Origin of the sequence: Neisseria sp. WLZKY-1, assembly GCF_046546535.1 — a bacterium.
GTDB lineage: Bacteria > Pseudomonadota > Gammaproteobacteria > Burkholderiales > Neisseriaceae > Neisseria.
In genome coordinates this window covers 1-5,447 of sequence record NZ_JBKGTW010000080.1, presented here as the reverse complement: position 1 = coordinate 5,447, position 5,447 = coordinate 1, and the positions used below count along the sequence as shown (strand labels likewise).

Annotated in this window: 2 tRNA genes and 3 rRNA genes; all 5 read right to left on the bottom strand. The window is 51.3% G+C overall.

The window, feature by feature from the left end:
- Positions 1-42: 42 nt before the first annotated feature.
- A 5S ribosomal RNA gene (gene rrf / locus ACLD9W_RS11960) occupies positions 43-155 on the bottom strand.
- Between the two features lie 123 nt (positions 156-278).
- Positions 279-3,170, bottom strand: a 23S ribosomal RNA gene (locus ACLD9W_RS11955).
- Between the two features lie 354 nt (positions 3,171-3,524).
- Positions 3,525-3,600, bottom strand: a tRNA-Ala gene (locus ACLD9W_RS11950).
- 36 nt (positions 3,601-3,636) lie between these two features.
- Positions 3,637-3,713: transfer RNA gene (locus ACLD9W_RS11945), tRNA-Ile, on the bottom strand.
- 58 nt (positions 3,714-3,771) lie between these two features.
- Positions 3,772-5,312 (bottom strand): 16S ribosomal RNA (locus tag ACLD9W_RS11940).
- The 16S, 23S and 5S rRNA genes sit together here with 2 tRNA genes alongside, the layout of an rRNA operon.
- Positions 5,313-5,447: the final 135 nt, after the last annotated feature.

The window sequence follows — 5,447 nt, the reverse complement described above, 5'->3', positions numbered from 1 at the left end:
ACAAACAAAAACCCCCGCTTTTTGCGGGGGTTCGGAATAAGTGTCTGGCAGTGACCTACTTTCACATGGGAATCCACACTATCATCGGCGCTGAGTCGTTTCACGATCCTGTTCGGGATGGGAAGGCGTGGGACCAACTCGCTATGGCCGCCAGACGTAAACTGTCAAATTGGTAAAGCCGGACGGTTGTAAACCACCGTCAAATCAACTGTGATGAAAGTACCGGAACAAGTCCGATGTAAGCCTTATCTTAAAGGGCTCAAAGTCCTTCAAATGATAGAGTCAAGCCTCACGAGCAATTAGTACAGGTTAGCTGCACGCGTTACCGCGCTTCCACACCCTGCCTATCAACGTCCTGGTCTCGAACGACTCTTTAGGAGGATTAAATCCTCAGGGAAGTCTCATCTTCAGGCGAGTTTCGCGCTTAGATGCTTTCAGCGCTTATCTCTTCCGAACTTAGCTACCCGGCGATGCGACTGGCGTCACAACCGGTACACCAGAGGTTCGTCCACTCCGGTCCTCTCGTACTAGGAGCAGCCCCCGTCAAACTTCCAACGCCCACTGCAGATAGGGACCAAACTGTCTCACGACGTTTTAAACCCAGCTCACGTACCACTTTAAATGGCGAACAGCCATACCCTTGGGACCGACTACAGCCCCAGGATGTGATGAGCCGACATCGAGGTGCCAAACTCCGCCGTCGATATGAACTCTTGGGCGGAATCAGCCTGTTATCCCCGGAGTACCTTTTATCCGTTGAGCGATGGCCCTTCCATACAGAACCACCGGATCACTATGTCCTGCTTTCGCACCTGCTCGACTTGTCGGTCTCGCAGTTAAGCTACCTTTTGCCATTGCACTATCAGTCCGATTTCCGACCGGACCTAGGTAACCTTCGAACTCCTCCGTTACTCTTTGGGAGGAGACCGCCCCAGTCAAACTGCCTACCATGCACGGTCCCCGACCCGGATTACGGGTCTGGGTTAGAACCTCAAAGACACCAGGGTGGTATTTCAAGGACGGCTCCACAGAGACTGGCGTCTCTGCTTCTAAGCCTCCCACCTATCCTACACAAGTGACTTCAAAGTCCAATGCAAAGCTACAGTAAAGGTTCACGGGGTCTTTCCGTCTAGCAGCGGGTAGATTGCATCTTCACAACCACTTCAACTTCGCTGAGTCTCGGGAGGAGACAGTGTGGCCATCGTTACGCCATTCGTGCGGGTCGGAACTTACCCGACAAGGAATTTCGCTACCTTAGGACCGTTATAGTTACGGCCGCCGTTTACTGGGGCTTCGATCCGATGCTCTCACATCTTCAATTAACCTTCCAGCACCGGGCAGGCGTCACACCCTATACGTCCACTTTCGTGTTTGCAGAGTGCTGTGTTTTTAATAAACAGTCGCAGCCACCGATTCTCTGCGACCCTCCTATGCTTACGGAGCAAGTCCTTCACATTAGAGGGCATACCTTCTCCCGAAGTTACGGTATCAATTTGCCGAGTTCCTTCTCCCGAGTTCTCTCAAGCGCCTTAGAATTCTCATCCTGCCCACCTGTGTCGGTTTGCGGTACGGTTCTGATTCAACTGAAGCTTAGTGGCTTTTCCTGGAAGCGTGGTATTGGTTACTTCATGTCCGTAGACACTCGTCGTCACTTCTCGGTGTTATGAAGACCCGGATTTACCTAAGCCTTCCACCTACCGGCTTAAACAAACTATTCCAACAGTTTGCTAACCTAACCTTCTCCGTCCCCACATCGCATTGAATCAAAGTACGGGAATATTAACCCGTTTCCCATCGACTACGCATTTCTGCCTCGCCTTAGGGGCCGACTCACCCTACGCCGATGAACGTTGCGTAGGAAACCTTGGGCTTTCGGCGAGCGGGCTTTTCACCCGCTTTATCGCTACTCATGTCAACATTCGCACTTCTGATACCTCCAGCATCCCTTACGGGACACCTTCGCAGGCCTACAGAACGCTCCCCTACCATGCACTAAAAGTGCATCCGCAGCTTCGGTTACAGATTTGAGCCCCGTTACATCTTCCGCGCAGGACGACTCGACCAGTGAGCTATTACGCTTTCTTTAAATGATGGCTGCTTCTAAGCCAACATCCTGGCTGTCTGGGCCTTCCCACTTCGTTTACCACTTAATCTGTCATTTGGGACCTTAGCTGGCGGTCTGGGTTGTTTCCCTCTTGACACCGGACGTTAGCACCCGATGTCTGTCTCCCGAGGAACCACTTGATGGTATTCTTAGTTTGCCATGGGTTGGTAAGTCGCAATGACCCCCTAGCCATAACAGTGCTTTACCCCCATCAGTGTCTAGCTCGAGGCACTACCTAAATAGTTTTCGGGGAGAACCAGCTATCTCCGAGTTTGTTTAGCCTTTCACCCCTATCCACAGCTCATCCCCGCATTTTGCAACATGCGTGGGTTCGGTCCTCCAGTACCTGTTACGGCACCTTCAACCTGGCCATGGATAGATCACTCGGTTTCGGGTCTACACCCAGCAACTCAATCGCCCTATTAAGACTCGGTTTCCCTGCGCCTCCCCTATCCGGTTAAGCTCGCTACTGAATGTAAGTCGTTGACCCATTATACAAAAGGTACGCAGTCACAGAATAAATCCGCTCCCACTGTTTGTATGCATCAGGTTTCAGGTTCTATTTCACTCCCCTCCCGGGGTTCTTTTCGCCTTTCCCTCACGGTACTGGTTCACTATCGGTCGATGATGAGTATTTAGCCTTGGAGGATGGTCCCCCCATCTTCAGACAGGATTTCTCGTGTCCCGCCCTACTTGTCGTATACCTAGTACCACCGTCGGAATTTCGAATACGGGGCTATCACCCACTATGGCAGAAGTTTCCAATTCTTTCTTCTATCCCAACGGCTATCGTATACAGGCTCCTCCGCGTTCGCTCGCCACTACTTGCGGAATCTCGGTTGATTTCTTTTCCTCCGGGTACTTAGATGGTTCAGTTCTCCGGGTTCGCTTCTCTTGTCCTATGTATTCAGACAAGGATACCGCACAAAATGCGGTGGGTTTCCCCATTCGGACATCACCGGATCAAAGCTTTATTGCCAGCTCCCCGATGCTTTTCGCAGGCTTACACGTCCTTCGTCGCCTATCATCGCCAAGGCATCCACCTGATGCACTTATTCACTTGACTCTATCATTTGAAGTACCTTTCTGACTTCGAAGTTTCGCCGTTGACTAGCTACACTCCTTAAGGCCTTTACTTTGATAAAGCTTACTGCTTGTTGTGTCTTAACCCTGCCTTTTGTGTTTCAGGGTTAAGTCGATACAATCATCACCCAAATTTCTGTATTCGGTTTATCTGTTATTTAAAACAGTCTGCTTTCAGACGGCCTTTCGGCTGTTTTATGCAGACACAAACCTTACTTCGTTTGTTTGTTGATTTCGGCTTTCCAATTTGTTAAAGATCTATGCGTTCGATTTTATCTACTTCGCAAATCAAAATGGGCTGCGCATTATAGCAACCCTTTTTGATTTGTAAAGTATGTGGTGGAGGCAAACGGGATCGAACCGATGACCCCCTGCTTGCAAAGCAGGTGCTCTACCAACTGAGCTATGCCCCCGTTTTCCTGCACCGGATTTCTTCCGTACGGGTTTTTTGGTGGGTCTGGTAGGACTTGAACCTACGACCCCACGCTTATCAAGCGTGTGCTCTAACCACCTGAGCTACAAACCCTTTGTGACGCTCTTTCCGATTACCGATAAGTGTGGGTGCGCCAGCCTCTTTTCTCTAGAAAGGAGGTGATCCAGCCGCAGGTTCCCCTACGGCTACCTTGTTACGACTTCACCCCAGTCATGAAGCATACCGTGGCAAGCGGCCTCCTTGCGGTTAGCCTACCTGCTTCTGGTATCCCCCACTCCCATGGTGTGACGGGCGGTGTGTACAAGACCCGGGAACGTATTCACCGCAGTATGCTGACCTGCGATTACTAGCGATTCCGACTTCATGCACTCGAGTTGCAGAGTGCAATCCGGACTACGATCGGTTTTCTGGGATTGGCTCCGCCTCGCGGCTTGGCTACCCTCTGTACCGACCATTGTATGACGTGTGAAGCCCTGGTCATAAGGGCCATGAGGACTTGACGTCATCCCCACCTTCCTCCGGTTTGTCACCGGCAGTCTCATTAGAGTGCCCAACCAAATGATGGCAACTAATGACAAGGGTTGCGCTCGTTGCGGGACTTAACCCAACATCTCACGACACGAGCTGACGACAGCCATGCAGCACCTGTGTTACGGCTCCCGAAGGCACTCCTCCGTCTCTGGAGGATTCCGTACATGTCAAGACCAGGTAAGGTTCTTCGCGTTGCATCGAATTAATCCACATCATCCACCGCTTGTGCGGGTCCCCGTCAATTCCTTTGAGTTTTAATCTTGCGACCGTACTCCCCAGGCGGTCGATTTCACGCGTTAGCTACGCTACTAAGCAGTCAAGCTGCCCAACAGCTAATCGACATCGTTTAGGGCGTGGACTACCAGGGTATCTAATCCTGTTTGCTACCCACGCTTTCGGGCATGAACGTCAGTGTTATCCCAGGGGGCTGCCTTCGCCATCGGTATTCCTCCACATCTCTACGCATTTCACTGCTACACGTGGAATTCTACCCCCCTCTGACACACTCTAGCCTGCCAGTTCAGAACGCAGTTCCCAGGTTGAGCCCGGGGATTTCACATCCTGCTTAACAAACCGTCTGCGCCCGCTTTACGCCCAGTAATTCCGATTAACGCTCGCACCCTACGTATTACCGCGGCTGCTGGCACGTAGTTAGCCGGTGCTTATTCTTCAGGTACCGTCATCAGCTCCTGGTATTAGCAAAAGCCTTTTCTTCCCTGACAAAAGTCCTTTACAACCCGAAGGCCTTCTTCAGACACGCGGCATGGCTGGATCAGGCTTGCGCCCATTGTCCAAAATTCCCCACTGCTGCCTCCCGTAGGAGTCTGGGCCGTGTCTCAGTCCCAGTGTGGCGGATCATCCTCTCAGACCCGCTACTGATCGTCGCCTTGGTAGGCCTTTACCCCACCAACTAGCTAATCAGATATTGGCCGCTCGAATAACGCGAGGTCCGAAGATCCCCCGCTTTCTCCCTCAGGACGTATGCGGTATTAGCTAATCTTTCGATTAGTTATCCCCCATTACTCGGTACGTTCCAATACATTACTCACCCGTTCGCCACTCGCCACCCAAGAAGCAAGCTTCTCTGTGCTGCCGTCCGACTTGCATGTGTAAAGCATGCCGCCAGCGTTCAATCTGAGCCAGGATCAAACTCTTATGTTCAATCTCTAACTTATAACTTCTGGTCTGCTTCAAAGAAACCGACAGCCAATGTTAAACATCTTCTGTCTGTTTTTGTCGCAGTGTGAGGCTCGCGCACTCACACTTATCGGTAATCGTTTTGTTAAAGAACAGCGC